This is a genomic window from Streptomyces sp. NPDC045968 (genome assembly GCF_056430475.1).
In genome coordinates this window covers 111174-137874 of the sequence record NZ_JBWKLF010000005.1, presented here as the reverse complement: position 1 = coordinate 137874, position 26701 = coordinate 111174, and the positions used below count along the sequence as shown (strand labels likewise).

Annotated in this window: 23 protein-coding genes; 6 read left to right on the top strand and 17 right to left on the bottom strand. The window is 71.7% G+C overall.

Annotated features, from left to right (window positions below):
• Nucleotides 1-45: 45 nt before the first annotated feature.
• Complete coding sequence (locus tag AC07FA_RS16375; RefSeq protein ID WP_479076124.1) at nt 46-2298, bottom strand: serine/threonine-protein kinase; 2253 nt, start codon at nt 2296-2298, stop codon at nt 46-48.
• 27 nt (nt 2299-2325) lie between these two features.
• Complete coding sequence (locus tag AC07FA_RS16370) at nt 2326-3213, bottom strand: oxygenase MpaB family protein (RefSeq protein ID WP_479076123.1); 888 nt, start codon at nt 3211-3213, stop codon at nt 2326-2328.
• A 210-nt stretch (nt 3214-3423) separates the two neighbouring features.
• On the opposite strand from AC07FA_RS16370, the gene AC07FA_RS16365 reads away from it, so the two are divergent.
• Nucleotides 3424-4824, top strand: a complete 1401-nt coding sequence (locus AC07FA_RS16365; RefSeq protein WP_479076121.1) for an MFS transporter — start codon at nt 3424-3426, stop codon at nt 4822-4824.
• Between the two features lie 6 nt (nt 4825-4830).
• Here the strand turns inward: AC07FA_RS16365 and AC07FA_RS16360 are convergent, their stop codons facing one another.
• On the bottom strand, nt 4831-6012 hold the full coding sequence (locus AC07FA_RS16360; protein ID WP_479076119.1) for a 4-hydroxybenzoate 3-monooxygenase: 1182 nt from the start codon (nt 6010-6012) through the stop codon (nt 4831-4833).
• Nucleotides 6013-6237: 225 nt separating this feature from the next.
• On the opposite strand from AC07FA_RS16360, the gene AC07FA_RS16355 reads away from it, so the two are divergent.
• Nucleotides 6238-7896, top strand: coding sequence for an IclR family transcriptional regulator domain-containing protein (locus AC07FA_RS16355; RefSeq protein WP_479076117.1), 1659 nt, complete (start codon nt 6238-6240; stop codon nt 7894-7896).
• A gap of 60 nt (nt 7897-7956) precedes the next feature.
• On the opposite strand, the gene AC07FA_RS16350 is transcribed toward AC07FA_RS16355, so the two are convergent.
• The 3 genes from AC07FA_RS16350 to AC07FA_RS16340 form a co-directional block, all read right to left on the bottom strand.
• The gene (locus tag AC07FA_RS16350; protein WP_479076116.1) at nt 7957-9135 is read right to left on the bottom strand and encodes an acyl-CoA dehydrogenase family protein; all 1179 of its coding nucleotides are present in this window, start codon (nt 9133-9135) and stop codon (nt 7957-7959) included.
• Between the two features lie 100 nt (nt 9136-9235).
• Nucleotides 9236-10393, bottom strand: a complete 1158-nt coding sequence (locus AC07FA_RS16345; protein ID WP_479076114.1) for a methyltransferase — start codon at nt 10391-10393, stop codon at nt 9236-9238.
• Between the two features lie 117 nt (nt 10394-10510).
• Nucleotides 10511-10723 carry a hypothetical protein gene (locus AC07FA_RS16340; RefSeq protein WP_479076113.1) on the bottom strand — a complete coding sequence of 71 codons (213 nt, stop codon included), beginning with the start codon at nt 10721-10723 and terminating at the stop codon, nt 10511-10513.
• Between the two features lie 241 nt (nt 10724-10964).
• On the opposite strand from AC07FA_RS16340, the gene AC07FA_RS16335 reads away from it, so the two are divergent.
• Nucleotides 10965-11780, top strand: coding sequence for an endonuclease I family protein (locus AC07FA_RS16335; RefSeq protein ID WP_479076111.1), 816 nt, complete (start codon nt 10965-10967; stop codon nt 11778-11780).
• A 53-nt stretch (nt 11781-11833) separates the two neighbouring features.
• On the opposite strand, the gene glsA is transcribed toward AC07FA_RS16335, so the two are convergent.
• From glsA to AC07FA_RS16320, 3 genes are read right to left on the bottom strand one after another with little or no spacing between them, the layout of a single operon-like run.
• Nucleotides 11834-13186, bottom strand: a complete 1353-nt coding sequence (gene glsA, locus AC07FA_RS16330; protein WP_479076110.1) for a glutaminase A — start codon at nt 13184-13186, stop codon at nt 11834-11836.
• Between the two features lie 14 nt (nt 13187-13200).
• Nucleotides 13201-13761, bottom strand: coding sequence for a hypothetical protein (locus tag AC07FA_RS16325; RefSeq protein ID WP_479076108.1), 561 nt, complete (start codon nt 13759-13761; stop codon nt 13201-13203).
• Nucleotides 13762-13802: 41 nt separating this feature from the next.
• Nucleotides 13803-14297, bottom strand: coding sequence for a DUF1269 domain-containing protein (locus tag AC07FA_RS16320; RefSeq protein WP_479076107.1), 495 nt, complete (start codon nt 14295-14297; stop codon nt 13803-13805).
• Between the two features lie 134 nt (nt 14298-14431).
• On the opposite strand from AC07FA_RS16320, the gene AC07FA_RS16315 reads away from it, so the two are divergent.
• Nucleotides 14432-15547, top strand: a complete 1116-nt coding sequence (locus AC07FA_RS16315) for a baeRF3 domain-containing protein (protein ID WP_479076106.1) — start codon at nt 14432-14434, stop codon at nt 15545-15547.
• A gap of 94 nt (nt 15548-15641) precedes the next feature.
• Here the strand turns inward: AC07FA_RS16315 and AC07FA_RS16310 are convergent, their stop codons facing one another.
• From AC07FA_RS16310 to AC07FA_RS16280, 7 genes are all read right to left on the bottom strand, one after another.
• Entirely contained in the window at nt 15642-18008 is a 2367-nt protein-coding gene (locus AC07FA_RS16310) for a phosphoketolase family protein (RefSeq protein WP_479076104.1), read from the bottom strand.
• Nucleotides 18009-18053: 45 nt separating this feature from the next.
• Nucleotides 18054-19457 carry an NADP-dependent succinic semialdehyde dehydrogenase gene (locus tag AC07FA_RS16305; RefSeq protein WP_479076103.1) on the bottom strand — a complete coding sequence of 468 codons (1404 nt, stop codon included), beginning with the start codon at nt 19455-19457 and terminating at the stop codon, nt 18054-18056.
• Nucleotides 19458-19609: 152 nt separating this feature from the next.
• On the bottom strand, nt 19610-20071 hold the full coding sequence (locus tag AC07FA_RS16300; RefSeq protein ID WP_479076102.1) for an ATP-binding protein: 462 nt from the start codon (nt 20069-20071) through the stop codon (nt 19610-19612).
• 195 nt (nt 20072-20266) lie between these two features.
• Nucleotides 20267-22363, bottom strand: a complete 2097-nt coding sequence (locus AC07FA_RS16295) for a xanthine dehydrogenase family protein molybdopterin-binding subunit (RefSeq protein WP_479076101.1) — start codon at nt 22361-22363, stop codon at nt 20267-20269.
• An 18-nt stretch (nt 22364-22381) separates the two neighbouring features.
• A complete protein-coding gene (locus tag AC07FA_RS16290; RefSeq protein ID WP_479076100.1) occupies nt 22382-23392 on the bottom strand; it encodes an FAD binding domain-containing protein in 1011 nt (336 codons plus the stop codon).
• Entirely contained in the window at nt 23389-23979 is a 591-nt protein-coding gene (locus AC07FA_RS16285; protein WP_479076098.1) for a 2Fe-2S iron-sulfur cluster-binding protein, read from the bottom strand. The genes AC07FA_RS16290 and AC07FA_RS16285 overlap by 4 nt, the downstream gene beginning before the upstream one ends.
• Nucleotides 23980-24085: 106 nt before the next feature.
• Complete coding sequence (locus AC07FA_RS16280; RefSeq protein WP_479076097.1) at nt 24086-24472, bottom strand: hypothetical protein; 387 nt, start codon at nt 24470-24472, stop codon at nt 24086-24088.
• Between the two features lie 185 nt (nt 24473-24657).
• Between AC07FA_RS16280 and AC07FA_RS16275 the strand changes: the two genes are divergently transcribed.
• Nucleotides 24658-24996, top strand: coding sequence for a DUF6479 family protein (locus tag AC07FA_RS16275; RefSeq protein ID WP_479076095.1), 339 nt, complete (start codon nt 24658-24660; stop codon nt 24994-24996).
• Nucleotides 24997-25141: 145 nt separating this feature from the next.
• Complete coding sequence (locus AC07FA_RS16270) at nt 25142-25966, top strand: VOC family protein (protein ID WP_479076093.1); 825 nt, start codon at nt 25142-25144, stop codon at nt 25964-25966.
• Here the strand turns inward: AC07FA_RS16270 and AC07FA_RS16265 are convergent.
• Nucleotides 25963-26529: a DUF6328 family protein gene (locus AC07FA_RS16265; RefSeq protein WP_479076091.1), complete on the bottom strand. Its 567-nt coding sequence runs from the start codon at nt 26527-26529 to the stop codon at nt 25963-25965. The two genes, AC07FA_RS16270 and AC07FA_RS16265, sit on opposite strands and share 4 nt — an antisense overlap.
• Nucleotides 26530-26701: the final 172 nt, after the last annotated feature.

The window sequence follows — 26701 nt, the reverse complement described above, 5'->3', positions numbered from 1 at the left end:
TCGTAACACGCGACGATCACCCCTGACCAGAGGTCGCGGGGGCCGTCAGTGGGGCGGGGCCCCGCGTTGTTGGCGCAGGGCGGCGACCTGCCGGTACAGCTCGACGGCCTCGGCGCCCCGGCCCAGCTGCTCCAGGCAGTGCGCCTCGTCGTTGCGGCTGGCCAGCGCGTCGGGGTGGTCCGCTCCGAGGACCCGGACGCGGGCCTCGGCGACCTGGCGGTAGACGGTGAGCGCGTCGGCCCAGTGGCCGAGCCAGCCGAGGCCCACGGCGACCTCGCGCCGGCTGACGAGCGTGTCGGGGTGGTCGGGGCCGAGGGTCCGCTCGCGGATCGCGCAGACGTCGCGTGCTTCGACGAGGGCCTCCTCCCAGCGGGCCATCCGTCCCAGATTGACGCCGAGTCCGTGGCGGGCGCGCAGGGTTTCGGCGTCGGCGGGGCCGCTGACCCGGATGCGGTCGTCGACGAGCGCGCGGTACAGCTCCAGCGCCTCCGCGCTGCGCCCGAGCCGGCCGAGACTGATGCCGACCTCGTAGCGGGCGGAGAGCGTCTCGGGGTGGTCGGCGCCCAGCGCCTGCGCGCGGGCCTGCGCGACCTCCCGGTACGTACGCAGGGCCTCCTCCCAGCGCCCCAGCCGGCCGAGGGTGTACGCCACTTCGTAGAGGGTGACGAGCGTGTCGGGGTGCGTCGCGCCGAGCAGCCGGCTGCGGGCGTCCGCCACCTCGCGGGCCATCCGGTAGGAGTCCTCCAGGCGCCCCAGCCTGCTCAGGTTGAACGCGAGGTTGTGGCGGCACCGCAGGGTGTCCGGATGCTCGCGTCCCATGGTGCGTTCGCGGGACGCGAGCACGGCCGCGTACACCTGGTGGGCTTCGAAGTGCCGGCCGAGCTGGCCCAGGACGAACGCCGTCTCCTGCCGCGCGGCCAGGGTCTCCGGGTGGTCGGGGCCGAGGGTGCGTTCACGGCCGTCGGCGACCCGGCCGAACTCCCGCAGCGCGTCGGCGGCCCGGCCGGTGCGGCTGAGGGTGAAGCCGACCTCGTAGCGGCTGGCGAGGGTGTCGGGGTGGTCGGGGCCCAGCGCGTGTGCGCGTTCGGCGGCGACCGCGCGGTGCACCTCGCCCGCTTCCTCCCAGTGGCCGAGGCGGCCCAGATTCAGTCCGGCGCTGTGGCGGTTGGCGAGGGTGGAGAGCAGTTCGGGCGAGGGGGTGGGCCGTTCGCCGCGGACGGCGGGGAAGCCGCCGGGGAGGGCGCGCAGGTCGGCGCCGGTGGTCCAGGCGCCGGTCAGGCCCGCCGAGTGGTCGGGCAGCGGGATGCCCGCCCCCACCGTGCCGGTGGCCTTGTGACCCGTGGTCATGTCGCGCGTCCAGGAAGGGAGCCTGGGCGGGCGCGTGGAGGGGTGCTCCACGAGGACAGGGGGCGCCAGGTGGACGCGGCCGGGCACTTGCGGCTGTTCGGCGGTCCTTCCGCGGGTGATGCGGCGGCGCAGATCGCCCGCGTCGGTGGGGCGCTCCCCCGGAGTCTTGGCGAGCAGGTCGAGGACGACCCGGTCGAAGAAGCCGGGGAGTTCCGCGCGGTGGGTGCGCAGCGGCTCGGGCTGGGTGTCCCGGTGCCCGACGAGCACGGCCCAGGCGTCGTCCAGGTCGAAGGGGGGTACGCCGGTGGCGATCTCGTACAGCACGCAGCCCAGTGAGTAGAGGTCGCTCCGGTGGTCGATGTCGCCGCCGCTGATCTGCTCGGGCGACATGTAGTGCGGGGTGCCCATGGCGATGCCGGTGCCGGTGAGCCGCGAGGTGAAACCGATGTCGTGGCCGAGTCGCGCTATGCCGAAGTCGCAGATCTTCACGGTGCCGTCGGCGAGACGCATGATGTTGGCGGGCTTGAGGTCGCGGTGCACGATGCCCTGCTGATGGGTGTAGCCGAGCGCGTCGGCCACCTGCTCCGCGATGTCGACGACGTCCGGGACGGGCAGTGGGTGCTGCTTGTTGTCTTCGAGGAGCTGGCTGAGGTTGCGCCCGTCGAGGAGTTCCATCACGAGGTAGAGGACGCCTTCGTCCTCACCGAAGTCATGGACGACGGTGACGCCCCGGTGCTGGAGCGCGGCGGCCACCCGGGCCTCGCGGCGGAAGCGTTCGCGCAGGATCCGGGTGAAGGCCTGGTCGTGCTGCGGCCCCAGGGGTTTGAGGCATTTGACGGCCACCTGGCGGCCGAGCGATTCGTCGCGCGCCCGCCACACCTCGCCCATGCCCCCGCGCCCGACGACATCGAGCAGCCGGTACCGGCTCTGGATCAGCCTGGTCTCCGCCATCGTGTGCTGTCGCCCCCGTCGCTTCGCCTACCCCTGCGCCCTCCCCGGCCCGTCCAGTATGGCGGCCTGTCTGCGGAGTTTGTACGGGGCGGGGCGGCTGTCCGGGCCGAGCCGGGCCATGGCCTTGAGAATGTGCTGGGGCGGCAGTTGCCAGCGCAGACGGGCGGGAACGCGGCGCAGAGCGGTTCCGGTGGCCCGCAGGCGGCGGTCGACGGTGTGCGTGGAGGGCGCGGGTCTGCCGTACAACGCGTGGGCGTACGGGGGCAGTGACTGGTAGGCGAGTGCCGCCACGCGCCGCCACAGCAGTGCGCGCGCCGGGACGAGCAGGGCATGGACCGGCGGGCTGCGCAGGAAGTCGTCGACTTCGCGGGCTTCGGCTCCGGCGGCGAGTTCGGGCCCTACCCGTTCGAAGTAGGCGGCGAGCTGCGCGGTGGTGGCGGGGACGCCTTCGGGGCCGAGCCCGACGAGGCGTGCGCCTTCGCGGTGTTCGGCGACGTAGCGGTCGGCCTGGGCGTCGGTGAGCGGGAAGCCGGACCGGCGCTCGACCTGGAGATAGGAGTCGACTTCAGCGCAGTGCACCCAGAGGAGCAGTTCCGGTTCGTCGACACCGTAGACCTCACCGGTCGCGGGGTCCTTCGCCTTGAGCATGCGGTGGATCCTGCGGACCCGGGCGCCGGCCTTCTCGGCCGCGTCCGTGGTGCCGTACGTGAGCGTGCCGACGAAACCGGCCGTGCGCATGAGCCGGCCCCAGGCGTCGTTGCGGAAGTCCGAGTTCTGGATGACCCCGCGTACGGCGCGTGGATGCAGCGCCTGGAGGTAGAGGGCGCGCACCCCGGCCACCCACATCATCGGGTCGCCGTGCATCTGCCAGGTGACCGAATCGGGGCCGAACAGCCCCGGGTCCGCGTCCTTCATCGGCTCGCACCTTCCGCTCGGCGGATCGGCCATGGTACGGCGCATCGCGTGCACAGGGGAGGCGGAATCACAGCGTCCAGGTCATTGACACCCGTCCGTAGTGACCTGACACTCATGCCAGCCATCGTGTGAATTCGTTTTCACCAGGCGAACACCCGCATATCTTCCAGGACTCCCGCCCGCCAGAAACCCCGCACCCAGGGACAGACCATGACTTCTCCCCGCATGCCCCGTACGCCCGGAGCGCCACCCGGTGACGGCCGGAAGCCCCACACCTTCCGGACCGTCGCCCCGGTGCTGGCACTCTGCTGGCTGGCCGTGTTCTTCGACGGCATGGACGTGAACATCTACGGCGCCGTCATGCCGCACATGCTCGACGACCCCGGGCTCGGGCTGACTCCCGCGAGCGCGGGCACCATCGGCAGCTGGACCACCTTCGGCATGCTGATCGGGGCGCTCACCGCCGGGAACATCACCGACTGGCTGGGCCGACGGCCGACGCTCGTGGCCAGCATCGTGCTGTTCTCCGCCGGTTCGGCGGTCTGCGCGCTGGCCGGGAGCCCTGAGGTCTTCGGCATCGGGCGGTTCGTGGCCGGGCTCGGGCTCGGCGGGCTCATGCCGCTGTGCCTGGCCATGGTGCTGGAGTTCGCTCCGCCGCGCAGGGCCGCGCTCACCACCGGTCTGCTGATGACCTCGTACCACGCGGGCGGAATGGCGGCGACGGGCCTCGGGCTGACGGTGGCGCCCTCCGCCGGCTGGCGCTGGGTCTTCTGGGCGGGCGTGCTGCCCGCGCTCGTCGCCGTACCGCTGCTGCTGAAGCTGCTGCCCGAGTCGCCCGGCGTGCTGCTCGCCCGCGGCGACCGAGCCGGGGCGGACGCCGTCGCCGACCGTTTCGGGCTGACCCGCCCCACCCCTGTCGCGGCCCCGGCGGCCGGCGCGAAGGGCCGGCTCGACGCGATCCGGGCCCTGTTCCGCCCCGAATCCCGGTGGGCGACTCCGCTGCTGTGGGTGGCCTCCTTCTGCGGACTGCTGCTCGTGTACGGGGTGTCCACCTGGCTGCCGACGATGATGCGGGCCTCCGGCTACGGCCTCAGCTCCTCCGTCAGCTTCCTCCTCGTGATCAACGCGGGCGGCATCGTCGGCATGCTGATCGCGGGACGCACCGCCGACCGCTTCGGCGCGGTACGTGTCTCGGCGGTCTGGTTCGTCCTGACCGCGGCCGGCGCGCTGCTGCTCAGGTCGCACCTCCCGCTCGGTGTCACCTATGCCGTGGTGGCCGTCACCGGGATCTGGCTGTTCAGCGCCCAGGTCATGGTCTACGCCGCCACGAGCACCGTGTACCGCGACAGCGAACGCGCGGCAGGACTCGGCCTCGTCACCGGCGTCGGCCGTACCGGCGCGGTCGTCGGCCCGTGGCTGGTCGGCGCACTCGCCACCAACGGCAACCAGAGCTGGGGCTTCACCACCTTCGCACTCGCCGGCCTCCTCGGCGCCACCGCGATCGCACTGGTGCCGCTCGCGGTGCGGCTCGGCACCCGTGGCCGCCGCCCCGCAAAGGCCGTCACCTCCGAGGCACCCGCACCCGCGCCCGTGAGCGGGCCGGAGGTCTAGCGTCCGTCAGTCGAGCGGCAGCCCGGTGTAGTTCTCGGCCAGCTCGGCGGCGGCGTGCGGCGACGTGGCGATCCGGTGGAGCTGGGAGAGCTGCAACCTGGTCTCGAAGCCGGACTGTTCCGGGTCGGTGTGGAGGGTCGTGGTCATGAAGTACGAGAAGTGCTCGGCCCGCCACACCCGGCGCAGACAGGTGTCGGAGTACGTGTCCAGCAGCTCCGTCGAACCGGTGCTCCGCCACTGGCTGAACGCACGCGCCAGGACGATGACGTCAGCGGCGGCCAGGTTGAGTCCCTTGGCGCCGGTGGGCGGCACGATGTGGGCGGCGTCGCCGGCCAGGAACACCCGGCCGTACCGCATCGGCTCGGTCACCGAACTGCGCATCGGAAGAACCGACTTGGCGGTGACGGGTCCGCGGTTCAGCCGCCATTCGGGGTCCGCGTCCAGGGCGAAGCGGGCGTCCAGCTCGTCCCAGATCCGCTCGTCGGACCAGTCGGCGGGGTCGGTGCCGTTCGGCACCTGGAGGTAGAGGCGGCTGACCTGGGGGGAACGCATGCTGGCCAGGGCGAAGCCGCGCTCGGAGTGGGCGTAGACCAACTCGTCGTGGACGGGCGGGGCTTCGGCCAGGATGCCCAGCCAGGAGTACGGATAGGTCCGCTCGTACGTCGTTCGGACCCGCTCCGGCACCGCGGTGCGCGCCACCCCGTGGAAACCGTCGCAGCCGACGACATAATCACAGGTCAGCGTCTGCTCCCGGCCTTCGTGGGTGTAGCGGATCACCGGTTGCCCGGTGTCCGCGCCCTCCACCGCGTGGACCTCGGCACCGAAGAACAGCGGTCCTCCGTCGGCCAGTCGCAGGGCGATGAGGTCCTTCACGACCTCGGTCTGGGCGTAGACCCACACCCGGCGGCCACCGGTCAGGGAGGGGAAGTCGACGCGGTGGGCGCGTCGGCCGTAGCGCAGCTCGATGCCGTCGTGGGCGATCCCCTCACGGTCCAGGCGCTCCCCCGCACCGGCCGAGCGCAGGACGTCCACGGTGGCCTGCTCCAGGATGCCGGCGCGCTGGCGCTGTTCGACGTAGGAGCGGTCGCGGGACTCCAGGACCACGCAGTCGATCCCCGCGTTGTGCAGCAGGCGGGCGAGCAGCAGGCCGGAGGGGCCGCCGCCGATGATTCCGACGGTGGTGCGCATGAGTTCTCCTCGTCGCGGACTTCGGGTGGTACACAGACAGTCGTACCCGGCGGTGTTCGTCAGGTGAAATTTATTTCACAAACGCGTAGGCTGAGTCTGCTCGCAGCCGGTTTACGTGTCAACGGTTCCGCCGCGCCCTCCTCGGGGCGCGGCCACCAGGGCAGCGGTACGCCTCACCTGTGGCTGTTCATTACGGTGGCCCACAACGCCCTCGACGGAGAGTCCATGTCCCCGACCCACACCACGCCGCCCACCGAAGCCGTCACACCCCTGGTGCGCGGCATCACGGTCCTGCGCCGGCTCACCGAGGCGGACGGCACACTGAGCCTGAGCGCGCTGGAGCGGGCGACCGGCCTGGCCCGCTCCACCGTCGACCGGGTCACCGCGACCCTCGCCCACATGGGCTACGTACGCCTCGACGGCCGCGACGCCTTCCTCGCACCCCGGCTCATGGAGCTCGGCAACGCGTACCTGTCGGCACTGCGGCTGCCCGCGCTGCTCGGCACGCACGCGGACGCCCTCGCGAACACGCTCGACGAGTCGGTGTCCCTCGCGGTGGCCGACGAGGACGGCATCCGCTTCATCCACCAGGCGACCCGCCGGCGCGCCATGTCCCTGAGTTTCCGCATCGGTGACCTGCTGCCCGCCGAACGCACCGCGCCGGGACCGCTGTTCGCCACCGCGTGGGACGAACGGGACTGGGCCCGCTGGCGGGAGCGCCGGGACGCCGACCCCACGGACGGTGGTTTCCCCGCGGTGCCGCCCCGTGAGGACCCGGCGGCCGGACAGGATCTCGCGCGCCGCGCCGAACTGGCGCGTGAGCAGGACTGGTTCCTCGACGACCAGCTCATCGAACCGGGCCTGGTCGCTCTCGCCGTCCCGGTACGCGGCACGGACGGCCGGATCGCCTGTGCGGCCAGCGTGGTGAGCCACACCAGCCGGCACAACGCCGAGTCGTTGCGCGACACCGTCCTTCCCCGGCTGCGCGCGACCGTCGGCGCGATGGAACGCGAGCTGCGCTCCGCGCCAGGCCCCACGGCCGCGGTCCCGGCCGCACCGTCCGGGCTCGCCTCCTGGACGGGAGAGTCGAAGCGCGAGCTGGGCCGGGAGTTCATCGAGTCGCTGGCCCGGGGCCTGACCGTCCTGACCGCCTTCGGCGAGGGCCGGGACGAGCTGTCCCTCTCCGCGGTCGCCGAGGCCACCGGCCTGGCGAGGGCGACGGCCCGCCGGGCCCTGATCACCCTGGAGCACCTGGGCTGTGTGACCGCGCGGGAACGGTCCTTCCGCCTCACACCCAGGGTCCTGGCCCTCGGCTTCCCCCCGCTCTCGCGCACCACCCTGCCCTCCATCGCGCTGCCCCACCTCGCCGCGCTGACCCGGCGGGTCCACGACTCGGCTTCCCTGGCCGTGCTCGCGGGGAACGAGATCCAGTACACGGCCCGCGTCGCCACCAGCCGCATCATGAACGTCAACATCACCGTGGGAACCCGTCTGCCCGCCTACCCCGCCTCCCTCGGCCGCGTCCTGCTGGCCGGCCTTCCCGCCGAGGAACGCACGGCATGGCTGGCCCGGACCGAACCGGAGGCGCTGACCTCGCGCACCGTGACGGGGCGTACGGAACTGGCGGCACTCCTGGAACGGGCGGGGCGCGAGGGCTTCTCCCTGGTCGACGAAGAGCTGGAGGAGGGCCTGCGCGCCATCGCCGTACCGGTCCGCGACGGAGCCGGCAGGGTGGTGGCCGCCGTCAACGTCGCCATGCACAGCAGCCGGCGCACCCCAGAGGAGTGCCTCACCGACGTCCTCCCGGAACTACGCGCCACTGCTGCCGCCATCGAGGCCGAGCTCCACATCACGGGCCGCTTCACCCGCGTCCCGGTCACCTGAGCGGGTGGTCCCCGCACCGGGCAGGGGTCACGGGGAGCGCGGTCCGCGCGCCTGCCCCGGTCACCGCCTGACCCGTGGCATCCCCAGGCCGATCCAGGAGATGATCTCCCGCTGGATCTCGTTGTTGCCGCCGCCGAAGGTGAAGATGACGGCCGACCGGTAGCCGCGTTCGAGCTCACCGTGCAGGACCGCGCCCGCCGAGCCCTCCTTGAGCGGGCCCGCCGAGCCGACGACCTCCATGAGCCAGGCGTAGGCGTCGCGGCGTGCCTCGGAGCCGTACACCTTGACGGCCGACGCGTCGTGCGGGGTGAGGGTGGAGTGCTGGAGCGCCGAGACCATCTGCCAGTTGAGGAGCTTCATGGCGTCGAGGCGGGTGTGTGTGCGGGCCAGCCGGGAGCGGACCCAGCCGAGGTCGATGACCCGGCGGCCGTCCGTCAGCTTCGTCTCCGCGGCCCAGCGCTGGACGTTGTGGAGTGCGCGCACGGCCATGGTGCCGTGGGCGGCGAGTGTGACGCGTTCGTGGTTCAGCTGGTTGGTGATGAGCCGCCAGCCCTCGTTCTCCTCGCCGACGCGGTGGGAGACGGGGACGCGGATGTTCTCGTAGTAGCTGGCGGTGGTGTCGTGCGAGGCCAGGGTGTTGATCACCGTGTAGGAGTAGCCGGGGTCGCTCGTCGGCACGAGCAGCATCGTGATGCCCTTGTGCGGCGGGGCGTGCTGATCGGTGCGGGCGGCCAGCCACACCCAGTCGGCGGTGTCACCGTTGGTGGTCCAGATCTTCTGCCCGTCGACGACGTACGCGTCACCGTCGCGCACGGCCCGCGTCCTGAGTGCCGCGAGGTCGGTGCCCGCCTCGGGTTCGCTGTAGCCGATCGCGAAGTCGATCTCGCCCGCCAGGATCTTCGGCAGGAAGTCCCTCTTCTGTTCGTCGGTGCCGAACCGCATGATCGTGGGACCGACGGTGTTGAGGGCCATCAGGGGCAGGGGTACGCCCGCCTGGGCCGCTTCGTCGAAGAAGATGAACTGTTCCATCGGCGAGAGCCCGCGTCCGCCGTACTCCGTGGGCCAGCCGACGCCGAGCCAGCCGTCGGTTCCCAGGCGGCGGACCGTCTCACGGTAGAAGCGCTTCTGGGCTGCGGGTTCCGCGTACCGGGCGTACGCGTTGTCCGGCACCAGCGCGGTGAAGTAGGCGCGCAGCTCGGTGCGCAACCGCTGCTGCTCAGGCGTGTATTCGAGGTGCACGGCCCCTCCAGGTGTCTCGCGTTCGCGTCGCCCGTGTGCGGCGGCGCACACAGTAGAACGTGTTGCAAGAATCCGGAAGGGCCGTGGAGCCCGGCGGCTGTCAGCGCTTGACGGCGCGCAGGACGACGAACTTCGGGTCGCCCGCGATGGTCGTGCAGTTGCCGAAGATCCGGCGCAGCGCGACGTGGTAACTGAGGTGCCGGTTGCCGACGACCCACAGCTCGCCGCCCTGCCGCAGCGCGGTACGGGCCCCGACGAACATGTTCCGGGCGGTGGCGTCGGTGGTCGCCTGGTGGGAGTGGAACGGCGGATTGTTGAGGACGAGGTCCACGCTCCCGCGCTCCACGTCGGCCAGCCCGTCACCGACGACGAAGTCGGCCTCGGCGTCCGGACCCGCGTTGTCCCGGAAGGTGGCCTCGGCGGAGGCGACCGCCAGATACGACTCGTCGACGAAGGTGACCGCGGCCTCGGGGTTGGCCAGGGCGGCGGCCGTTCCGAGGACACCGTTTCCGCAGCCGAGGTCGACGACCCGGTCCGGGCCGGTGCGCCTCGGCAGATGGTTCAGCAGGAAGCGGGTGCCGATGTCGAGCCGCTCGGCGCAGAAGATGCCGGCGTGGTTGGTGACGGTGCGCCCGGAGGCGATGCCGACATCGCCGGGCAGGTCGTAGCGGTACGGCCACGGACTGGGCGTACGGGTCAGCTCCGGGTCCGGGGTGCAGAAGATCAGCCGGGCCTTCTTCACCGCGAGGGAGGTGCGGGTCGGCCCGATGATCCGCTCGAAGAGCTTGAGGGTGGAGGTGTGGATCTCCTTGACCATGCCGGTCGCCATGACGACGGTACCGGCGTGGACGGCCGGTGCCAGGCGGTGCAGCTGGTCCTCCAGGAGCGCGAGGCTCTTGGGCACCCGCACCAGCAGGACGTCGATCCGCTCGGGCGGGGCGTCGAGGGCCGACAGGAGACGTACGGAGTCCGTGTCGGCGCCGCTCCTGGCGAGGTTCGCCAGGGTGGCCCGCTGCGCGAGGTACGAGTCGGTGATCTGTACGGGGGCGTGGTCCGCGAGCACGGTGGTCAGGGCGCCCCAGCGGTCGCCCACCACGACAACGGTGCCGGACAGGTCGACCGGTGCGGCGTCATCGGTTCCCTCCAACTGCCGCAGCAGGTACTCGTCGGCAGCGTCCCACGCACGGAAGGGGTCGCGGGGGTTCTCGGGGAAGCGGGCGAGGTCGAATCCGCCCTGTGACGTCGTCAAACGATTCATTGTGCACTCAGGCTAACCGAGTGGCCGGGGAGCGACCCACACACTCCCCGCCCACGCGGTGACTCCGTCCGCCGGGACCCGGCCCGCGTCCGCCTGCCGGGCCCCGGCGGACGCCGTCTACGGAAGCCGCTTGTCCATCGCCGACCGGCCCTCTTCGGCGATCCTGCCTTGCGCCCACTTCAGATTCTCGGGCGTCAGGTCCCGCCCGGAGGCCAGGACCAGATCCTCGGCGCTCGGATGGTCGCTCCCGCCGCTGTGCAGCAGACGGTCGGGAGTCACCCCCCGGACCTCCGGCACGGTCACGGTTACGGATTCGGGCTCTTCGCTCATGCCGCCTCCTCGTCCTTGCGGCAATTCTCGCGCCGCAGGGGCGTCCCCGCATCCGATGCGGGCGGTCACAGGGCCGCAGCCCGGACCACCACTTGACTTGCACATGATAGGTACGCAGCGTTCACCCATGGGTCACGGTGCGTGTGGAAGGCTCCCGCCAGACCAGCCTTCGCACGACCGCCGCGGCCGCGCCCCACAGAAGCGGATCGCGGTGCCCCCGTTCCCGGAGAGGACACCCCACATGTCCGTTCGTCCCCGTGTCTACGCGCGTCCACTGCTGGCCGCCATGGCCTCCGTCGCCGTGCTCGCCGGTACGGCGGCCGCCGCGCCGGCCGCCGCCCCGGCGCCGTCCCCCACGGCCTCCGCCGCCCTCGACGACACGTACTACCAAGCGGCCCTCGGCAAGACCGGCGCCGCACTCGAGTCCGCCCTGCACACCATCATCAGCAGCCAGACCCAGCTCACCTACAGCGAGGTCTGGGACGCACTCAAGAACACCGACCAGGATCCCGCCAACTCCTCGAACGTGATCCTCCTCTACACCGGCCGCTCGCAGTCGAAGGACGACAACGGCGGTGACGCGAACCAGTGGAACCGCGAGCACGTCTGGGCCAAGTCGCACGGTGACTTCGGCACCGCGACCGGCCCCGGCACGGACATCCACCATCTGCGCCCCGAGGACGTCTCGGTCAACTCCACCCGGGGCAGCAAGGACTTCGACAACGGCGGCAGCCAGCTGGGCGAGGCGCCGGGCAACTTCACCGACAACGACTCCTTCGAGCCGCGTGACGCCGTCAAGGGCGACGTCGCCCGCATGATCCTCTACATGGCCGTGCGCTACGAGGGCGACGACTCCTTCGCGGACCTCGAACCGAACGAGAACGTGGACAACGGCTCGGCCCCGTACATCGGCAGGCTCTCCGTGCTGAAGCAGTGGAGCCAGGAGGACCCGCCGGACAGCTTCGAACAGCGCCGCAACGACGTCATCTTCGACCGGTACCAGCACAACCGGAACCCGTTCATAGACCACCCCGAATGGGTCGAGGCCATCTGGTAGCGCGACCGTGGCCGCCGGTTCCGGTACGGGGCCGGCGGCACCGCCGCGGCCGCTCAGTCGCGCTCCGCGAGCACATGGGCGCAGCGTTCGACCGCCTCCTCGCGGGAGGCGAAGCGCGGCAGGTCCTGGCCGGTCCGCTCCCGGGTGAGACCGGGCGGTCCGAGGCGGCCCGCGGGATCGACCACGGCCGCGCGGCGGCCGTCGTGCGCCAGCCGGGCCAGGCCGGCGTGCAGCGTCGCGAGAGCCACGCTGTCGATGTTGGTCACCTCGCGCAGGTCGAGCACGACCGATCCGGTCCGCTCCGGGCCGGACTCGTCCAAGGCGAACAGCACCCGTTCCGCGGCGGTGAAGTCGAGTGCGCCCTGCGCGGCCACGACGCCGACCCGTTCGCGCAGGGCGCGCTCGCGCCCCCCGGCGGGTGCGGTGGGCAGGTCGTCGGCGGTGGTGGCCAGGGTGACGGTCGATCCGGGGAGCGCCGGATTGTTCATGAGGTGGAGCCCGAAACGCTGCGAGAGCGCGACGAGCGCCGCGTGTCCGCGCACCGAGGTCCCGGTCGCGTTCAGCGGCGGGCTGTACGCGGCGAGTCCGAAGCGCGCCGGTCCGGCGGCGATCAGCCCGCCCGACACCCCGCTCTTGGCCGGCAGTCCGACCCGCAGCAGCCAGTCACCGGACGCGTCGTACATCCCGCACGTCGCCATGACCGCGAGGACCTGCGCCGCCACGGCCCCCGTGACGACGGTCTCGCCGGTGACCGGGTTGACGCCGCCGTGGGCGAGGGTCGCCGCCATCGTCGCGAGGTCGATGGCCGTGGCCCGTACCGCGCACTGCCTGAAGTACGTCTCCACCGCCGCCACCGGGTCGAAGGGGAGCGTTCCGGCGCTGCGGATCAGGTAGGCGAGTGCCCGGTTCCGGTCCCCGGTCGCGGCCTCGGAGGCGTACACCTCCTCGTCCACGTCCAGTTCCCGTCCGGCGAAGCGGCCGAGGAACTCCAGAATCCGGTCGAACGCCGCGGTCCCCGGGATGCCGGGAATCAGCGCGGTGGTGACGATGGCACCCGCGTTGACCATGGCGTTGGCGGGGCGGCCGGTGCCCGGCTCCAGGCTGATGGCGTTGAACGCCTCACCGCTGGGTTCGGCGCCCACCCAGCGGCCCACCTCGTCCAGGCCGAGGACGGACAGGGCGAGGGCATAGACGAAGGGCTTGGAGACGGACTGCAGGCTGAAGGCGACGTCCGCGTCACCGGTGCTGTAGCGATGACCGTCCATGCTGACGAGGGCCAGCCCGAAGGCATCTGGGTCGGCCTGGGCCAACTGGGGGATGTAGTCGGCGGGACGGCCCTCCCGCACGCCCGCGTACCGGCTGTGCAGTTCTCCCAGCGCGTCGGTCACCGCGTCGGCGGCGCTCACGCGGGCCCGGCCCCTCAGCCGCGCTCGGCCTGGGCGATCCGGGGGAACGACGTGACGCCCGCCGCCTTGCTGCTGTTGGCCTGCTTGCTGACGGTGCGGCCGGGAGGGGCATCCTCGAAGCCGAGGACGACGGAGTCGAGGACCTCGCCGTCGGCGTCGACGAACTCCACGCGTACGGCGTAGAACGCTTCCTGGCCGGTGGAGTTGGTGACCCTGACCAGGGCGCTGCGGAAGTCCTCGCCCTCGGTGACCGTCCGGCCGGTCACCGACACGTCCTTGACCGCGTTGCCCCGGCCGTCGGCGCCTTCGAGGACCTTGGTCGCCTCGGCCCTGACCCGTTCGAGGTCGGCGGAGACGGACGCCTCCTGACTGCGCTGGGTGCGCGGGCTCTGCGAAGCGGAGGCGGAGTGGGAGGGGGAAGGGGATTCGGCCGCCTCGGGGCTGAGCGTCCGGACGCTGTCGGACCTGCCCTCGGATGTGGTGTCACTGTCGCATGCGGCGGTCCCGGCGACGATCACCGCGGTGAGTACGGCGGGGGCCAGGAGGCGGGTGGCGCGGGGGCGGTTCGGTTTCACGGACGCTCCGTCGTCGGTGGCGGGGGTGAGCGGAAAGGGGGTCATTCCGCGTCGTCACCGAAGATGTCGCGGAGCTTGGCCTCGCGCTCGGTGTCCAGGTTGCTGTGGAGCAGTTCGGCGCCGCCCTCGGGGAGCGCGTCACCGATCCGGTCGGGCACCTCGTCCCGGGTGAGCAGGAAGAGGGCCGAAGTGCCGGGGGTCACCTGCTGCTTGACCTCCGCGATGAACTCGTCGTCGATGCCGATATCGGCGAGCTTGCCGCCCAGCGCCCCGGCCGCGGCACCGATGGCCGCGCCGAGGAGCGGCATCAGGAAGATGAGCCCGAAGAGCATGCCCCAGAACGTCCCGCTCAGCGCACCGGCGCTCACGAGGTTGTGCAGCTGCTTCGTTCTGGGCTTCGGCCGGCCCTGCGGCCAGCTCACCACGGCGGCGTCCAGGATCTTGATCAGTCCCTCCTTCTGGAGCGACTTCAGCGTCGTCTCGACGTTCTCCGCGGCGTCCGCCGACGGGAACTTCCACACGGTCAGCGTGGACATCGCATCTACCTCCGGCTCACCAATCGACCAATTCGCCCATATTAGGTTCAAACGATATGAATTGACTCGTTGAACGGTCCGCTCCCCCGCGAGCGGACGCCCGCACCTCGGACACGAACCCCTGGGAGGGAACGATGGATACGGACGCCCTGACCGCCGGCCTGTTGCAGGACCTGCGGGCGAAAAGGCCCTATCCGGCCCTGTCCCTGACGATGCCGACACACCGCCGCGCCCCCGACAACGCCCAGGACGCCGTACGGCTGCGCAACCTGGTGGCGGAGGCATCGAACCGGCTGGAGGCGGATCCGGACGTGACACGCGAGATCCGGAGCGCCATCAAGGAGCAACTGGACCGGGCCGTCGCCGAGGTCGACCCGCGCCGGGCCCTGGACGCGCTCGTCGTCCTCGCCACCGCCGACGAGTACCAGATCTGGCAACTGCCCCGCACCGCGCCCGAGCGCGTGGTCCTCAGCGACACCTACCTCACCCGGAACCTGGTCGCCGCCAAGGCGCAGGCGCGGCCGTACTGGGCCCTGACCGTGTCCGCCGAGCAGGCCACGCTCTGGAGCGGCACGACGGACGAGGTACGCCAGGAGCACCGGTCCGGTTTCCCGCTGACGGCTCCGCACGAAGCACCGAACCCACAGCGCGAGGAGCGCATCGGGGATACGCCCAGCACCTTCAGCAACGAGGACACGCGCCAGTTCCTGCGCACCGTGAACGAGCATCTGCGCACCCTGCTGGCCGAGGGCCCCCGCCCGTTGTACCTGGTCGGGCTCGCTCCCGCGCTCGCCCTGCTGGACGAGGCGGGAGAGGCGTCCAGGTCCGCGGTCGGGCGGGTCACCAAGGGGGCCCCGGCCGACATCACACCGGCCGAACTCCTCAAGGAGCTCCGCCCGGCGCTCGACAGCCACCGGAAGCGCACGGCGGAGGAGATCGAGGGCAGGCTCGACGCCGCTCGCGGCAGCCGCTCGTTCGCCGGCGGCCTCGACGAGGTGTGGGCCGCGGTGCGGGAGGGACGGGCCGGCCTGATCGCGGTGGAGGAGCACTTCCAGCGGACGGTCCAGGTCACGGACGAGCACCTGGAGCCGGTCGGCCCCGGGGACGCCGGGACGGCGGACGGCCTGATCCGTGAGGACATCGTCGACGAGCTCATCGAGGCGGCTCTGGACAGCGGCGCCGAAGTGGTGTTCCTCGCCGATGACGCCCTCTCCGACTACGGACGGATCGCGGCGGCGCTGCGGTACTGAGCACGAGGAACCAGGGGCCGCGCGGTCATGCCCGCCATGACCTCGCGGCACGCCCGGCCCGCCCGACGGAACGCGCCGGGCGGGCCGGACGGCGTCAGCCCTCCCAGGTCCAGTCCTCGACCTCCGGCAGGTCCGTGCCGTGTTCACGGATCCAGGCGTGGTGGCGCGTGCGCGCGTCCGCCATCGCCTGGCGTACGGCGACGGCACGGACCCCGAGGCCGGGCACCCGGTCGATGACGTCCATGACCAGGCGGAAGCGGTCGAGGTCGTTGCGGACCACCATGTCGAAGGGCGTGGTGGTCGTCCCCTCCTCCTTGTAGCCCCGCACATGCAGCTGGTCGTGGCCCGTGCGGCGATACGCCAGCCGGTGGATCAGCCACGGATAGCCGTGGTACGCGAAGATCACGGGCTTGTCGGTGGTGAACAGGGCGTCGTACTCGGAGTCGGGCATCCCGTGCGGATGCTCCCCCTGCGGCAGCAGCCTCGCCATGTCGACGACGTTGACCACCCGGACGGCCAGTTCCGGCAGGTGCCTACGGAGCAGGCTCGCCGCCGCCAGTGTTTCCAGCGTGGGTACGTCTCCGGCGCAGGCGAGCACCACATCGGGTTCCCGGCTGCCGTCCTCCGTACCGGCCCACCCCCAGGCCCCGGCCCCGCGCGCGCAGTGGGCGCGGGCCTCGTCGAGGGACAGCCAGTCGAATCCCGGCTGCTTGCCCGCCACGATCACGTTGACGTAGTCCCGGCTGCGCAGGGCGTGGTCGGCGACGGAGAGCAGGGTGTTGGCGTCCGGCGGCAGATAGACGCGGACGACCTCGGGGCTCTTGTTGAGGATGTGGTCGACGAAGCCGGGGTCCTGGTGGGAGAAGCCGTTGTGGTCCTGGCGCCATACGTGCGAGCTGAGCAGGTAGTTCAGAGAGGCGATGGGCCGGCGCCAGCCGAGCCGCCGCGAGGTGCGCAGCCACTTGATGTGCTGGTTGACCATCGAGTCGACGATATGGGCGAACGCCTCGTAACAGGAGAACAGCCCGTGGCGTCCGGTCAGGAGATAGCCCTCCAGCCAGCCCTGGCAGAGGTGTTCGGACAGCACTTCCATCACGCGTCCGTCGCGGGCCAGGTGTTCGTCGACCGGCAGGACCCGCGCCTGCCACGCCTTGCCGGTGGCCTCGTAGAGGGCGTCGAGGCGGTTGGACGCGGTCTCGTCCGGGCCGACGACCCGGAAGTCCCGGCGCTCGGCCGTCGCCGCCATGACGCCTTCGAGCAGCCCGCCGAGGACGGTGGTCGGTGAGTGGAGGGTGGCGCCCGGCCGGTCGACGGGCACGGCGTAGTCGTCGAGCGGCGGTACCGGCAGGTCGCGCAGGAGCAGGCCGCCGTTGGCGTACGGGGTCGCGCCGAGCCGGATGTCACCCTCGGGCACGCAGTCGAGAACCTGCGCGCTCGGACGCCCCGACGCCCCGAAGAGCTCTTCGGGGCCGTAGGAACGCATCCACGCCTCCAGCTGGCGCAGATGCTCGGGGTTGTCCCGCACCCCGGGCAGCGGAACCTGGTGGGCGCGCCAGGTTCCCTCCACCGCGAGCCCGTCGACCTCCGCCGGACCGGTCCAGCCCTTGGGCGTGCGCAGCACGATCATCGGCCAGCGGGGGCGCTCGGTCGCGCCCTCGGTGCGCGCGGCCCGCTGCACGGCGTGGACGCGGTCCACGGCGAGGTCCATCGCGGCGGCGAGGTCGCGGTGGACGGCGGCCGGGTCGTCGCCGCTGACGTAGAGCGGATCGTGGCCGTAGCCGCGCAGCAGCGCGTCGAGTTCGCTCTCCGGGATGCGGGCGAGGACCGTCGGGTTGGCGATCTTGTACCCGTTGAGGTGCAGGATCGGCAGGACCGCGCCGTCGTGCACCGGGTCGAGGAACTTGTTGGAGTGCCAGGACGCGGCGAGCGGCCCGGTCTCCGCCTCTCCGTCGCCGATGACGCAGGCGACCAGCAGCTCCGGGTGGTCGAAGGCGGCGCCGTAGGCATGGGTGAGGGCGTAGCCGAGTTCGCCGCCCTCGTGGATGGAGCCCGGGACCTCCGGGGCGACGTGGCTGGGCACCCCGCCGGGGAAGGAGAACTGCTTGAACAGGGTCGCCATGCCGGCGGCGTCACGGGCCACATCGGGATACGTCTCCGAGTAGCTGCCGTCCAGCCAGGAGTTGGCGAGGACCGCGGGCCCGCCGTGACCAGGACCCCAGACACAGAGCGTTCGCTGCTCGCGGGCCTTGATGATCCGGTTGAGGTGGGTGTACACGAGGTTCAGCCCGGGCGAGGTGCCCCAGTGGCCCAGGAGGCGGGGTTTGATGTGCTCGGGGGCGAGTGGCTCTTCCAGCAGCGGGTTGGCCATCAGGTAGATCTGGCCGACGGCGAGGTAGTTGGCGGCGCGCCAGTGCGCGTCGAGTGCCGCGAGTTCGTGGTCGGACAGCGGGGCGTCGCTCATGCGGAGACTCCTCGGCAGGGTGCGGGCAGGATCGTCAGCACCCCGTCAGGCGCCGTACCAGACGGTGGTGGCGTTGCAGAACTCGCGGATGCCGTGGCCCGAGAGCTCGCGCCCGTAGCCGGAGCGTTTCACTCCTCCGAACGGCAGCGCGGGGTGCGAGGCCGTCATCCCGTTGAAGAAGACGCCGCCCGCTTCGAGATCGCGGACACAGCGGTCCATTTCCCCGGTGTCCTGTGTCCATACGTTGGAACTCAGCCCGAACGGCGTGTCGTTGGCGAGTGCCACGGCCTCGTCCAGGTCGGCCGCACGGTAGAGCGTGGCCACCGGGCCGAAGGTCTCCTCGCGGTGGATGCGCATCTCGGGCGTGATGCCGGACAGGACGGTCGGGGTGTAGAACCACCCGCCGTCCAGACCGCCGCCCAGCCCCTCGGGCCGCGCTCCGCCGCACAGCGCGGTGGCTCCCCGCCCCACCGCGTCGTCGACGAGTTCCTCCAGGTCGGTGCGGCCCTGTTCGCTGGCGAGCGGTCCGATGTCGGTGCTCTCCAGTGCCGGGTCCCCGACGGTCAGCGCGCGCATGCCCTCGGTGAAGCGCTCGGCGAACGCGTCGTACACGTCGGTGTGGACGATGAACCGCTTGGCGGCGATGCAGGACTGCCCGTTGTTCTGCACCCGGGCGGTGACCGCGGTCGCCGCCGCCTTCTCGATGTCCGCGGAGGGCAGCACCACGTACGGATCGCTGCCACCCAGCTCCATGACCGTCTTCTTCACCTCGTCGCCCGCGATCGACGCGACGGAGCGGCCGGCGTGTTCGCTGCCGGTGAGCGTGGCGGCGGCGACCCGGGGGTCCCGCAGGATCGCCTCGATCGCCCCCGATCCCACGAGCAGGGTCTGGAAGCAGCCTTCGGGGAATCCGGCCCTGCGGAACAGGTCCTCCAGGTAGAGGGCGGTCTGCGGGACGTTCGACGCGTGTTTGAGCAGGCCGACGTTGCCCGCCATGAGGGCGGGTGCCGCGAAGCGCACGACCTGCCACAGCGGGAAGTTCCACGGCATGACGGCGAGGACGACACCGAGCGGGCGGTAGCGGACGTAGGCCCTGGACGCGCCGGAGTCGCTCACATCGGCCTCGCCGGGGTGTTCGTCGGCGAGCAGCCGTTCGGCGTTGGCCGCGTACCAGCGCATCGCCTTCGCGCACTTGGCCGCCTCGGCACGGGCGGCCTTGACCGGCTTGCCCATTTCGGTGGTCATGGTGCGGGCGATGGACTCCTGATCCTCCTCCAGGAGGTCGGCGGCGCGCTTCAACAGCCGGGCGCGCTCGTCGAAGCCGGTGGTGCGGTACTCGCGGAACGCGCTGTCGGCGGTGGCGAGCCGTCGCTCGATCTCCTCCGGCCCCAGCGCGTCGAATGACTTAAGTGTCTCGCCGTTCGCGGGGTTGACCGTCGCGATGGGCATGGCAGTGGCCTCCTAGCGTGCGTACTTCGACCGTGCCGCGCCGCGCTCCCCCGCGCAAACGCGCCCCCCGGCAGACACGTACCCGGCCGACGCGGATCATGCGTGCGATGTGCACACGGTCCGCGCCGGCCGGGTCGTTACCGACTGCGCCGTCATACCAGGACGGGTACCGGCAGTTCCCGCGCTTCGCGCACACCCGGCACCGGCGGGTGCGGCAGCAGTTCCGTGCTCCGCGGCGCCTGGGCGTAGCGGGTGAACCAGACCACCTTGCCCTCCGCGGTCCGGCAGGTGCCCCAGCTGTCGCTGAGGGCCATGACGCGGCTGAGGCCGCCGCCACCACCGCTGAGCAGCTTCGGCATCTCGCTCCCGTTGTCGGCCACGGACACCGTGAGGTGGCGGCCGGTCCAGCGGAGTTCGACGACGGCCTTGTTGTCGTCGCCGACATGCCGGTGGACGTTCGTCAGAAGCTCCTCGGCAGCCCGGCACACGGGCCGGACGTGCCGTTCAAGACTCCAGTGACGAAGGTGCGCGGCGACGATGCGCCGCAGCTGGGAAACGCGCTCTGCCGATACGTGCAGTTCGACCTGATAGTGCCGGTCGAGTGGAACGGTCATCGTCGAGGCTCCTCACCGCGAGGCCCACATGCTTCACCCCGTTGAACGAACGACCCCCGAACACGAAGCGTGAGCTGCCATCACTTCTGGGTCACTCATTAGGGTGACCCGGAGGGGCCGATATCGCAACAAATAGACGATTTCAGCACGTCAGGGCTGCCAGGCTCATCCCGGAGCGGGGCCGAACGGGCGCGTTCACGGCAGATACGGCAGCAGCTTGTCCGGGGTGAGCGGCAGGTCACGCAGCCGGGCACCGGTCGCGTGGCGCACGGCGTTCCCGATGGCGGCGGCGGTACCGACGATGCCGATCTCCCCGATGCCCTTGCTGCCCATGGGGTTGAGGTGGGGATCGTCCTCCTCGATCCAGTGGGCACTGATTTCGGGAACGTCGGCGCAGACCGGCACATGGTAGGAGGCCAGGTCGCTCTCGACGAAGTCACCGAAGACCGGGTCCATCGTGCTGCCCTCGGTCAGAGCCATGCCCAGGCCCATGACCATGCCGCCGATGAACTGGGAGCGTGCGGTGCGGGCGTTGAGGATGCGGCCGGCGGCGAAGACGCCGAGCAGGCGCCGGACGCGCACCTCCCCGGTGAGGGAGTCGACCGCGACCTCGGCGAACTGCGCCCCGAACGCGTGCCGTGCGTACGGAGGCTCCTGCGCCGTCTCCTGGTCGGTGTCGGCGGTGACGGTGATCCCGTCCTCAGGGAGCGGCCCGGTGTGCTCGCCGAGCCGGCCGGCCAGGGCCGTGGCGGCCTTGTGCACGGCCCATCCCCAGGAGGCCGTGCCGGAGGAGCCCCCGGCCAGCGGGGCGCTGGGGAGGTCGCTGCTGCCGATCTCGACGGTCACGTTCTCGACGGGGGTGTCCAGCGCCGACGCGGCGATCTGGGCGAGGACGGTACGGGCTCCGGTCCCGATGTCCGTGGCGTTGGTCCGGATGCGGTAGGAACCGTCGGGCGACGCGTGGGCCGACGCACTGGAGGGGCTGACGAGTACGGGGTACGTCGACGAGGCCACGCCGGTGCCGATCAGCAGCGCCCCCTCCTGCCGGACCGCGGGCCGCCGGTCGCGCGCGTTCCAGCCGAACCGTTCGGCCCCGTCCCGCAGACAGGCCGCGAGGCCGCGGCTGCTGAACGGGCGCCCGCTGTCCGGCTCGGTCGCCGGATCGTTGCGCAGGCGGAGCTCGACGGGGTCGACGCCGAGGGCGCAGGCGAGTTCGTCCATCGCCGACTCCAGGGCGTACATCCCCGACGCCTCGCCGGGTGCGCGCATCCAGGACGGGCTGGGCACGTCGAGGGCGGCCACCCGGTGCGTGGTGCGGCTGTGGGGAGAGGTGTACATGACGCGCGCGGGCACGGCGGCCTGCTCGACGAACTCCTTGATGGTCGAGGTGTGCGTGACGATCTCGTGGGCGAGCGCGGTGATCACACCGTCGTCGTCGGCGCCGAGGCGTACGCGCTGCACGGTGGGCGCGCGGTGGCCCACGACGGCGGCCAACTGCTGCCGGGGCATGGCGAGTTCGACCGGCTGCCCGGTGTGCTGTGCGGCCATGACGGCCAGCACGACCTGGGGGCGCGGGGTGCCCTTGGAGCCGAATCCTCCGCCGACGTGCTCGGAGACGACGGTGATCTGCTCGGGCCGGAGCTTGAACGCCTGGGCGAGGCTGTCACGGACGGTGGTGGCTCCCTGACTGGAGTCGTGGACGGTCAGACGGCCGTCGGCCCAGTGCGCGGTGGAGGCGTGCGGCTCCATGGGGTGGTTGTGGAGGGCTTCCAGGGTGTAGGTGGCGTCGACACGGACCGGCGCGGCGGCGTACGCCCGGTCGAAGTCCCCGCGTTCGCGGACGGCGGGGTATCCGCCGTTCGCCTCCTCGGGCGTGTGGAGCCCCGGATGGTCCTCGGTGAGCACGACGTCGTGCTCACCGGTCTCGTACTCGACCCGCACCGCCCGCGCCCCCGCACGGGCGGCTTCGAGCGTGTCGGCGACCACGAGCGCGACGGGCCACCCGCGGTGCGGGACACGGTCGTTCTGGAGGACCGCCAGGATCGGATCGTCCGGCTCCTCCAGGCGCGGTGCGTTGTCGTGGGTGAGGACGGTGCGCACGCCCGGGACGGCGAGGGCGTCGGCGGTCCGGATCGCGGTGACCCGCCCGCGGGCGATCGTGGCCGGGACGGGCCACGCCCGCAGACAGCCGGGCGGGGCGTGCTCCACGGCGTAGCGCGCGGCGCCGGTGACCTTGTCCCGGCCCTCGCGGCGGACGACGGGCGCGCCCGTGGACTGGTCGGCGTGGCTCATACGGGAGTCCTCGGTTCCTCAGGTGCGGGGTGTGCCGGTCGATGCGGCTCGTGCGGTGAGCTCGGTGAGCGCGCCGACGGCCAGATTGCGGGCGAGGTCCACCTTGAAGGCGTTGCCGCGCAGGGGCCGTGCCGCGTCGAGTTCGGCGTGCACCGCCCGTACGAAGGTGTCGTGCGTGGGCGGGGCGCCTCGCAGCACCTCCTCGGCCGCGCGGGCGCGCCACGCCTGGTGGGCCAGGCCGCCGAAGGCGAGCGCGACATGGCTGATCCGGCCGTCGCGCACGTCCAGCACAGCGGCGACGGAGACCAGGGCGAAGGCGTACGAGGCGCGGTCGCGGGCCTTGCGGTAGAGGGAGACGGCGTTGTCCGGGCCGGGCGGCAGCGCCACCCCGGTGATCAGCTCGCCCGGCCGGATCGCGGTGTCCTGGTCGGGGTTCTCGCCCGGCAGCCGGTGGAAGTCGGTGACGGGTACGGTGCGTTCGCCTTCGGGACCGTGCAGCGTGACCGTGGCGTCGAGCGCGGTGAGCGCGACGGCCATGTCCGAGGGACCGACGGCGACGCACTGGTCGGTGTAGCCGAGGACGGCGAGGTCGCGGCAGGAACTCTCCCGGGCCGGACACCCGGCGCCGGGCGTCCGCTTGTTGCACGGCTTGGAAATGTCCTGAAAGTACGGGCAGCGGGTCCGCTGGAGCAGGTTGCCGGCCGTGGTGGCGGCGTTCCGCAGCTGCCCGGACGCTCCGGCGAGCAGCGCCTGCGACAGCGCCGGGTAGCGGGTGCGTACGGCGGGGTGCGCGGCGAGGTCGCTGTTGCGTACCGTCGCGCCGATGCGTACGCCGCCTTCGGGGGTACGGGTCACCTGGTCCAGGGGCAGCCGGCTGACGTCGATCAGCAGATCGGGTGTCTCGACGCCGAGTTTCATCAGGTCGACGAGGTTGGTGCCGCCGCCGAGGAAACGGGACCCGGGATGGCCCGCACCCGCGCGGACGGCCTCCGCCACCGAGGCGGGGCGCAGATAGGCGAACGGTTTCACGGCGCCACGTCCTGGATGGCCTCGACGATATGGGGGTAGGCGCCGCAGCGGCAGAGGTTGCCGCTCATCCGTTCCCGGATCTCGTCCCGGTCGAGGACGGCCGACGGAGTGGCGGCACCGTCGCGCGGGACGGCCGGTGAGTCGTGGGAGGTGGCATGGGAGGGGAAACCGTCGGCCGCTTCGCCGAGCATGGCGACGGCCGAGCAGATCTGCCCCGGGGTGCAGTAGCCGCACTGGAGGGCGTCGCGTTCCAGGAACGCCTGCTGGACGGGGTGCAGGCGGTCACCGTCGGCCAGCCCCTCGACGGTGGTGACGTGGGCGCCGTCGTGGGCCACGGCGAACAGGAGACAGCTGTTGAGCCGCCGCCCGTCGACGATCACGGTGCAGGCACCGCACTGGCCGTGGTCGCAGCCCTTCTTGGCACCGGTGAGACCGAGGTGCTGGCGGAGTGCGTCGAGAACGGTGGTGCGGTGATCGAGCGTCAACGTACGCGCGGTCCCGTTGACGTTCAGGGTGAGGGTCGACCGGTCATGGGGTGCGGCCCGGACCTGGCCGGTACCGGCCTCCCCGGGGCTGGTGGGGTCCATGCGCGAGCACCTTCCGGATCTGAGGCATTTGCCCTGGTTCCTACCAGATGTACCGGGATGCTGCGTGCTTCCGGGGCGGGCCGGTCGGCACCTGACGCCGATTGGGCTACCGGTTGGCCAGCTTCAGCCGTACCTCCTCCTCCTGGTCGCCCGCGGCCGTTCCGACGATCCGCACGGCGAACGATTCGGCGAGGTGCCGACGGAACCGGTCGACCGCCCAGTAGCCGCCCTGCACGTCCATCAGCACCGGAGCGGTGAGCGGCGGGGGCGCGTCCGAGGCCCTCGTCTCGGTCACATCGACCGTCGCGAACCATACGGTCGGGCGCGTCTGCGACGCCTCCTTGGGTTCGTCCTCCGCCGTACGGTCGGAGGCGAAGGAGCCGCGCAGTACGTCGAACACGATGCGCGCGTCCTCCGTCGCACATCCCGTGACCGTTACCACTACGTCCCGGCTTTCCTGGTGTCCGGGCGCCTGCTCTGCCGTGCTGTTCACCGTGATTCCTTCCGGTCGGACCTGGCTCGTGTCCATGAAGTCTCGCCTCCAGCCTCACCCCGCGGCCGGACGACTGCGACACGAACAAGACAGTCGACCGAAACGCTTTTCTTTGCAGATCGTCACAAAACATGAATTACCACGGATACCCGACTGTATGTGGGCCTTCGGGGTATGCGGCAAGCATGGATGTAACGAACGGAGCGCAGAATTCCCTCGCCGCCACCCTTGCCGAGGGCGGTGGCCCACTCGGCATCGTCCTGCCGATCGTCGGGATCGCCCTGGTGGGCCTGCTCATCGGCGGCTTCTGGCTGGGCAAGCGTCGCCGGGACGAGGAGCCGCCGCCGCCGAGCCCCGAGGAACAGCCACTGAAGCCGGCCCACCGCGCCCATATCGAGGAGAGCGGGAAGCACGGCGCGGACCAGTTCCCGGCGGACGGCCACCGACTCAACCCGCATGAGCTCAGCGACCGGGGCGGCGAGGTGATCCCGCCCGAGACCGACCCGCCGCGCGACACCCGCTGAGCCGTCCCGCGGCGCGCGGCCCCGCCGGAGGGCGCGCGCCCGGGGCGTGTCGCGTGTTGCGGGAGCGCCCGCATGCGATGAGGCTGGTTCCGGCCCCGCGGCACCGAGGAAGTCATGCCGCAGAACCGACGAAGGCAGTGGGACCATGACCGGAAGCGAACCGCGCACGACCTGGGCGGCGGCGCCACTGACCGGCCCCGCCGCACCCTGCTGGGTCAACCTGATGACCCGCGATCTGGACGCGGCGCAGTATTTCTACGGCGCGGTGCTCGGCTGGACGTTCCGGCCGGGCCGGCTGGGCCAGGAGTTCTCCGTGGCGCGCCGCGGCGAGGTGCCGGTCGCCGGGATCGTGGCGGCGGCCTCGTCCTATCAGGTGGCCGTGGCGTGGATTCCGTACTTCGCCTCCGAGGACGCCGACGTGACCACCGCACGCATCCGCGAGCGCAGCGGAACGGTCGCCGTCGGCCCGCTCTCGCTCGGCAAGGGACGCGGGGCCCTGGCGTCCGACCGGGACGGCGCCGTGTTCGGCATCTGGGAGCGCACCGAGCCCAGCACCGCTCCCCCGGCCCCCGCCGACCATTCCCACGCCTGGCTCCGGCTGCGGACGAGGAACGCCTTCGACGCCGCGATCTTCTACGGCGAGGTGCTGGACTGGGCCAGCGGGAAGCCCGGCGGCTGCGAGGTGGCCTACGTGAAGGACGAGGTCATCGTGCGGTGCGGCGGACGGCCGCTCGCCCGGATCAGCTCCGGCGCGGTCGAGTCCGCTCCGGACCCCCTGGTGCGCCCGCACTGGCAGGTCCAGTTCCCCGTGGCGGACGTGGAGCGGACCGTGACGTCCGCGCTGGAGCACGGCGGGGGTCTGGTCGAGCGACGGCCGGTCCATCAGGGCAGCGAAGCGACCCTTCGGGACCCCGACGGCGGGCTCTTCACCGTCACGGACATCCGGACACCGGACATCACCGAGGACTAGGGTCTGCGGCTTGGACCGGGGCGCTCGGAGGGTTCGTCGTCGTCCGGCGACCGCAGGCCGGCGCCCCGGGCCAGCGCCCGGAGCGGGAACACGAACCAGCACACGAAGAACCACAGCGCCATGGCACCCACGAGCCACAGAGCCAGGGAGTTGTGCAGCGCCACCCTCATGATCAGGAGCAGGGCCGAGCACATCGTGCAGAACAGCAGCCCGAGCCCCAGGACGGTCACCCGCGAGGCCCAGACGACCGTCTGCGGTTTCAGCCGGCGCCCGGTCAGCAGCCGGTGGTAGGAGACCGGCCCTATCAGCGCGGCCACCGTCGCCGATCCCAGCATCACGGTCACGACGTAGATCGTGAGGTCGGTGTCCGAGAGCGTGGTGAACCGGGGCTGGAAGACCACGGCGAGCAGGAACCCGAACAGGATCTGTACACCGGTCTGAGCGACCCGCAGTTCCTGCAGCAGATCGTTCCACCGCCGGTCCGCCCGCTCCTCCTCCGTCTCCTCACGGCCACCGTTCCGCCGTCGCCCGCTGTCGCCGTCGCCGCTCGATATCGACACCACGGAGTACCTCCGTCCCTAAGGCCATGCCTTCCATGGTGGCACCCAACCGGCCACCCACCACATGGCATAGCGCCTAGTGCCCTCGACGGCGCGAGATCATTCGCCTAGGATCTTTCGCACGGCATCGCGCGTCGGTCACCGGCCGGGTGAGGCGTGGAGGTAGCCCGTGAGA